The following is a 6,216-nucleotide window of genomic DNA, read 5'->3' as shown; positions in this document are numbered from 1 at the left end:
ATTATCAAAAGATAAAGTAACGGTAACAGTAAAGCAAAAAGAGACAGTAGAAATGATAGTGAAAAATAAAAAAGCTCCCGATCCAGTAGGTAGAATTAAACTGAAGAAAGTCGATACGGACAATGTAGATAAAACATTGGCAGGAGCGAAGTTTAATCTTGTAGACGGGAACGAAAAAGTAGTAGAAAAATTAGAGACGGATGAAAAAGGGGAAGCAATATCAAAAGATTTACCGATAGGTGAATACAAAATCGTTGAAATAGAAGCGCCAACGGGCTACGAATTATCAAAAGATAAAATAACGGTAACAGTAAAGCAAAAAGAGACAGTAGAAATGATAATGAAAAATAAAAAAGCCCCCGATTCAGTAGGACAGATTGAGATTGAGAAAGTAGATGCTAATGATTCAAGTATGAAATTAAAAGGGGCTATGTTTCAAATTTTAAATAAAGACGGGATAGAAGTTGGTAGATTAACGACAGATGAAAAAGGTAAGGCTATTTCTAAACAATTGGCACTTGGCAAATATACGATTAAAGAAATAAAAGCACCAGATGGTTATATGTTGCTTAGGGATTCGATTGAGATAGAAGTTACAGAAACGGAAAGAACACAAAAAATAACAGTAAAAAATACTAAGGGTGATTGGGTAATTCCAAATACTGGCGGTACTGGGACGACAATATTTTATATGAGCGGTGTTATGCTGATGTTTGTAATGTTATTTTTATTGTTCCGGAAGAGAAATCATAAATAAAAATATGGACAAATGAAAGGATTCAGTTTTAATAGATTGATAAGGATGAGATTTGAAAAGAGGAGGAGCGAATTAATTCCTTCTCTTTTCGTTGTTTTTACTGCCCGTAATAGCCTTCGCTTTATATTTCTTGCTTCAATTGGAAGCTACAAGCAGTGGAGGTTTTGGGTAGCTTGTTTGGTATTTCGTCAAATGTTTTTAACGGTGCTATGCAAAAATACCGTCAAGCGGTTTCTGCTAACAGGAAACCATCTTCTTTCGTCCATGCATCTTGGCGCGTTTTCATAAGTGAAACCTCCATTATGATGTCGTTTTCGCTTAGATTACCCTTTAGAGTTTGTTTTATGCGAATTCTGTAATCTTTCATAAACAGTCGAGAGTGCCTGTTCGAATTTTCCTGTTGTTTTTGGTTGATAGTACCGCTTATTTTTTATTTTATCAGGTAAGTATTGTTGCTCAATCCATCCGTTTGGATAATCATGCGGATATAAATAACCGATACCTCTTCCTAAAGATTCGGCTCCTTTATAGTGACTATCTTTTAAATGGCTTGGGATATCACCAGTTTGTCCATTTCGTAAATCGTGGAGCGCTGCATCAAGCGCTTTATAAGCTGAATTTGATTTTGGTGATAAGCAAAGTTCAATAACAGCATTAGCAAGCGGAATGCGGGCTTCTGGAAATCCAACTCGTTCCGCCGATTCAATGGCCGCCAAAGTTCGAGGGCCAGCTTGCGGGCTAGCAAGTCCAATATCCTCATATGCCATAATAAGAAGTCTTCTGCAAATGCTTTGTAAATCGCCTGCTTCAATTAGACGAGCTAAGTAATGGAGAGCGGCATTTACATCACTTCCGCGCACTGATTTTTGAAAGGCTGATAAGACGTCATAATGAGCATCTCCATCTTTATCGTGAACAAAGCTTTTTTTCTGTAAACATTCTTCTGCGACCTCTAATGTAATTTCGACTGTTTGTTCATCTGTTGTAAAGCTTGATAAAACAGCAAGTTCAAGTGCATTATAGGCCGAGCGCATATCTCCGCCAGAAGCGCTTGCGAAGTGGCGGATCGCTTCATCTGTAACTGTTACATGATATTCTCCGAGCCCTTTTTCTTTATCAGCTAGTGCCCGTTTTAATCCGGTTAAAATATCATCTTCTGTCAGTGCATGTAGTTCAAATATTTGACAGCGGCTTCGAATCGCTGAGTTAATGGCGTGAAATGGATTGCTCGTTGTGGCGCCGATTAAAGTAAGGAGCCCGCTTTCTAAATGCGGTAAGAGAAAGTCTTGTTTCGCCTTATCTAGACGGTGTACCTCATCTAAAATTAACACAAGGTGACGATGCATTTTTGCTTCTTGTACGACAACTTCCATATCTTTTTTGTTATGTGTTACCGCGTTTAATAGACGAAAGGGTGTCCCGGTACTACCGGCAATAGCGCTAGCAATCGATGTTTTTCCTGTGCCAGGAGGACCGTATAAAATCATCGACTGAAAATGGTTGGCCTGAACCATTCGCCATAAAATTTTCCCTTCCCCAACTAAATGTTGTTGCCCGATAATTTCTGAAATATTTGTTGGGCGCATTCGATGTGCGAGTGGTTGTTTCATTGTATCCGTCTCCCTTAAATTATATAGAATGTAAGTCTATGTTATCATTTTTTTGATTGGAAATTAAAATAGACGTGATCTTGAAAGAGGGATAAAGGTAAATAATTTTATTTTTCTTTCAATTGTAATAATTTCTGAGTTTTTCAATGTGATTTTATGCTATCATGTTGAATACACAAGTTGAAATTTCTTATAATACTATATTATGCTATAATTTCATAGGATTTTAAATTGTGTTCTTTTGATAAATAAGCGATAACCAAATAGAAGTGACATTTTGAAAAGAGGTGCGAAATAGATGAAAATTTCAACAAAAGGCCGCTATGGTTTAACGATTATGATCGATCTTGCGAAAAAGTTTGGTGAAGGGCCGATTTCATTAAAATCAATTGCTAAAGCGCACGATTTATCTGAGCATTATTTAGAACAATTAATTTCTCCGCTTCGCAATGCTCGTCTTGTAAAAAGTACGCGCGGTGCATATGGTGGTTATGTATTGTCTGATCAACCAGCTAATATAACGGCAGGCGATGTAATTCGTGTGTTGGAAGGGCCAATTAGTGTCGTTGAGATGCTAGAGGAGGAAGAGCCAGCACAGCGTCAACTATGGATGCGTGTTCGTGATGCGGTACAAGAAGTATTAGATAGTACAACTTTGGAAGATTTAGTACGCTATGAGGAAGAAAATAATGGGGGTTATATGTTTTACATTTAATTCCTTGTGAAACGATTTGGAAAGAAGGAGATTGAATGGAACGCATTTACTTAGATCATGCAGCAACATCTAAAGTTCATCCAGAAGTGGTCGAAAAGATGATTCCATATATGACAGAAATGTTTGGAAATCCGTCTAGTATTCATTTTTATGGACGACAAGCCCGCCATGCTGTAGATGAAGCAAGACGCGCTTGTGCGCGCAGCATCAATGCCAATCCAAATGAAATTATTTTTACAAGCGGTGGTACAGAGGCTGATAATTTAGCACTTTTAGGTGTAACGCGTGCAAATCGTCATAAAGGGAACCATATTATTACAACAAAGATTGAACATCACGCTATTTTGCATACATGTGAGGTGCTGGAGCGAGAGGGATTTGAAGTGACATATTTGCCCGTTGATGAAACAGGGCGCGTGCAACTGGATGATGTGAAGGCGGCGTTAACGGATCAAACGATTCTTGTATCGGTTATGTTTGGAAATAATGAAGTGGGAACCGTTCAACCAATTGCAGAAATTGGAGAACTTTTAAAAGAACATCAAGCTTATTTCCATACAGATGCTGTACAAGCCTATGGTTTAATGAAGATTGATGTACAAGAACTAGGGATTGATTTATTATCCATTTCCGCTCATAAGATTAATGGTCCAAAAGGTGTAGGGTTTTTATATGCGAGCGCACAAGTGAAATTTGAACCTTTATTAACAGGTGGAGAACAAGAGCGAAAGCGCCGAGCAGGTACGGAAAATGTACCAAGTATTGTAGGGCTTGGGCATGCTATTTCACTTGCGGAGGAAACGCGCGAGCAAAAAAGTGCCCACTATGAAGAATTTAAAGATATAATGATATCTGTCTTTCAAAAAGAAGACATTGCTTTTGAGGTAAACGGAAATGTAGAATATCGCTTGCCGCATGTGTTGAATGTAAGTTTCACAGGGATGAATATTGAACCGTTTCTTGTGAACTTAGATTTAGCTGGTATTGCAGTATCAAGTGGTTCTGCTTGTACAGCTGGGTCGATTGATCCATCACACGTATTAGTGGCGATGTTTGGAAAAGATTCCGATAAAATACGTTCATCCGTACGCTTTAGTTTTGGGCTTGGGAATACGAAAGAACAAGTAGAAAAAGCGGCGTACGAAACAGTGAAAATCGTGAAGCGATTCTCGCAAAACTAGCATGGGAGGTGACATGATGAACAAACTACCTCACGAAACGCGCGTTGTCATCGGGATGTCTGGTGGCGTCGATTCATCTGTAGCTGCGCTTTTATTAAAAGAGCAAGGATATGATGTAATCGGAATTTTTATGAAGAACTGGGATGATACAGACGAAAATGGTGTCTGTACAGCAACGGAAGATTACAATGATGTTATTGAAGTTTGTAATCAAATCGGTATCCCGTATTATGCAGTAAACTTTGAAAAGCAATATTGGGATAAAGTATTTACGTACTTTTTAGATGAGTACCGAGCTGGTCGTACTCCGAACCCAGATGTAATGTGCAACAAGGAAATTAAATTTAAAGCCTTTTTAGAGCATGCGATGGCGCTTGGTGCAGACTATGTCGCAACAGGACATTATGCACGTGTCGCTTATATGGACGGCGAATATAAAATGTTGCGCGGCGTAGATGATAATAAAGATCAAACGTATTTCTTAAATCAGTTAGGTCAAGAACAATTATCTAAAACGATGTTTCCATTAGGTGAATTAAAGAAACCGCAAATTCGTGAAATGGCGAAAGAAGCCGGTTTAGCAACAGCTGCGAAAAAAGATAGTACAGGTATTTGCTTTATCGGTGAGCGCAACTTTAAAGATTTCTTAAGCAACTACTTACCTGCTCAGCCCGGTGTGATGCAAACATTATCTGGTGAAGTAAAAGGGAAACATGATGGTCTGATGTATTATACAATCGGACAACGTCATGGCCTTGGTATTGGTGGGAATGGTGACCCATGGTTTGTTGTTGGGAAAAACTTGAAAGAGAATATCTTATATGTTGATCAAGGGTTCCATAATGAACTTTTATACGGCGATGAAGTCATTGCCACAAATGTAAGCTGGGTAAGCGATAGAGCGAAAGAAAAAGAATTTAAGTGCACAGCAAAATTCCGTTATCGTCAAGAAGATAACGGTGTAACGGTTCAAATTGTAGATGAAAATACAATCCGTATTCTTTGTGATGAACCAATTCGTGCGATTACACCAGGACAAGCGGTTGTTTTCTATGATGGAGATGAGTGCTTAGGCGGTGCAACAATTGATGAAGTATACCGAAATGGTAAACAGTTAGACTATCTAGGATAAAACGGAGAAACCTCTGCCGATTAGCGGTCAGGGGTTTCTTTTTTAAAGAGCGAATTTTTGTTCGCTTACAAAATAGAATCTTTGTTATAATTTGTTGTAGAGGTGAAGAACATGTCAAATAAGCTTGAAATAGGCATTCAATATATGCAAGAAGGAAACTGGGAAGAAGCAGCCAAAAACTTTACAGAGGCAATTGAAGAAAATCCAAAAGATGCTCTTGGATATATTAACTTTGCCAATTTACTAGATGTGTTAGGCGATAGCGAGCGTGCAATTTTATTTTATAAACGTGCATTAGAGTTAGATGAAAAATCAGCTACTGCCTATTATGGACTTGGGAACATATATTATAGTCGAGAGCAATTTCAAGAAGCGAAAGCAATGTTTGAACAGGCAATGCAAGTTGGTTTGCAATCAGCTGATATCGCATTTATGCTTGGGATTACACATGTGCAGCTTGGAAATGATCGCCTTGCATTGCCATTTCTACAAAGGGCTGCGGAATTGGATGAAATGGATGTCGAGGCAGCATTTCAATGCGGATTATGCCTTGCGCGATTAGAACATGTTAAAGAGGCGAAACCGTACTTTGAAAAGGTATTACAAATGGATGAAGAACATGCGGACGCGTATTATAATTTAGGTGTTGCTTACGTATTTGAAGAGAATAACGAAAAGGCGCTTGCTTTATTTAAAAAAGCAACAAAAATCCAACCAGATCACTTTTTAGCTGGGAATGGTATTCGTTTGTTAGAACAAGAAAGTAAATAAAACAGCTTTAACGCGCAGTTCCCCTCCATCTAAAGGTCAGTTAGGTGGGG

At 38.5% G+C, this 6,216-nt stretch carries 6 protein-coding genes; 5 read left to right on the top strand and 1 reads right to left on the bottom strand.

Annotated features, from left to right (window positions below; all coding sequences use genetic code 11):
• Positions 1-757: LPXTG cell wall anchor domain-containing protein (locus MR058_RS20100; protein ID WP_242145518.1), on the top strand; the 757-nt coding region annotated here is incomplete at its 5' end.
• A gap of 323 nt (positions 758-1,080) precedes the next feature.
• Here MR058_RS20100 and MR058_RS20095 read toward each other — a convergent pair.
• Complete coding sequence (locus MR058_RS20095) at positions 1,081-2,367, bottom strand: replication-associated recombination protein A (RefSeq protein ID WP_242145517.1); 1,287 nt, start codon at positions 2,365-2,367, stop codon at positions 1,081-1,083.
• A 298-nt stretch (positions 2,368-2,665) separates the two neighbouring features.
• Here MR058_RS20095 and cymR point away from each other — a divergent pair, with 298 nt between their 5' ends.
• From cymR to MR058_RS20075, 4 genes are all read left to right on the top strand, one after another.
• Positions 2,666-3,082 (top strand): cysteine metabolism transcriptional regulator CymR, encoded by a 417-nt coding sequence (gene cymR / locus MR058_RS20090; protein WP_012095571.1) that lies wholly within the window; start codon positions 2,666-2,668, stop codon positions 3,080-3,082.
• A 35-nt stretch (positions 3,083-3,117) separates the two neighbouring features.
• Positions 3,118-4,263 (top strand): cysteine desulfurase family protein, encoded by a 1,146-nt coding sequence (locus MR058_RS20085; protein ID WP_242145516.1) that lies wholly within the window; start codon positions 3,118-3,120, stop codon positions 4,261-4,263.
• Between the two features lie 16 nt (positions 4,264-4,279).
• A complete protein-coding gene (gene mnmA, locus MR058_RS20080) occupies positions 4,280-5,395 on the top strand; it encodes a tRNA 2-thiouridine(34) synthase MnmA (RefSeq protein ID WP_242145515.1) in 1,116 nt (371 codons plus the stop codon).
• Positions 5,396-5,506: 111 nt separating this feature from the next.
• Positions 5,507-6,166 (top strand): tetratricopeptide repeat protein, encoded by a 660-nt coding sequence (locus MR058_RS20075; RefSeq protein WP_242145514.1) that lies wholly within the window; start codon positions 5,507-5,509, stop codon positions 6,164-6,166.
• Positions 6,167-6,216: the final 50 nt, after the last annotated feature.

The organism is Bacillus cereus group sp. BfR-BA-01430 (assembly GCF_022663115.1).
Lineage (GTDB): Bacteria > Bacillota > Bacilli > Bacillales > Bacillaceae_G > Bacillus_A > Bacillus_A cereus_BD.
Note: the sequence above shows the minus strand (reverse complement) of the source record. Positions and strands in the feature narration are given on the sequence as shown.

Coding starts and splice junctions, on each gene's coding strand:
- MR058_RS20095 (WP_242145517.1), bottom strand. CDS start 2,367: ATGAAACAACCACTCGCACATCGAATGCGCCCAACAAATATTTCAGAA.
- cymR (WP_012095571.1), top strand. CDS start 2,666: ATGAAAATTTCAACAAAAGGCCGCTATGGTTTAACGATTATGATCGAT.
- MR058_RS20085 (WP_242145516.1), top strand. CDS start 3,118: ATGGAACGCATTTACTTAGATCATGCAGCAACATCTAAAGTTCATCCA.
- mnmA (WP_242145515.1), top strand. CDS start 4,280: ATGAACAAACTACCTCACGAAACGCGCGTTGTCATCGGGATGTCTGGT.
- MR058_RS20075 (WP_242145514.1), top strand. CDS start 5,507: ATGTCAAATAAGCTTGAAATAGGCATTCAATATATGCAAGAAGGAAAC.